This window comes from Caballeronia sp. M23-90 (assembly GCF_053574605.1).
Window position 1 is genome coordinate 1 of sequence record NZ_JBSIPA010001026.1, and the last position, 282, is coordinate 282.

The 282-nt window shown below is 60.6% G+C and carries 1 protein-coding gene; it reads right to left on the minus strand.

Going from position 1 to position 282, the window contains the following annotated elements; all coding sequences use genetic code 11:
• The coding region (locus tag ACRXB1_RS37625; RefSeq protein ID WP_449494966.1) for a glycosyltransferase family 9 protein at positions 1 to 282 on the minus strand (282 nt) is incomplete at both ends.

Genomic DNA, 282 nt, shown 5'->3' on the forward strand with positions numbered 1-282 from the left:
AAGCTCGCCCAGGTCCTTGTTCTTGTAGCCATAACGGCGACGTCCGCGCGCCAGAAACGCGATGATCGCACTCTTGTAGACGCCGTGGATATCCAGCACGACGTCGTACTTCTCGGCCCTCAATTCGCCGATGGACGCTGCGATTTCCTTGAGGTCGGCCCAGCCGCGAGCCTTCTTGAACTTTCGCAACGGCGCGCACAGGACGCGATCTACGGCGGGATTCCAGCGGATGATATCGGCGAACGCTGCATCAGCGGCCCAGTCGATCTTGGCCGAGGGAAA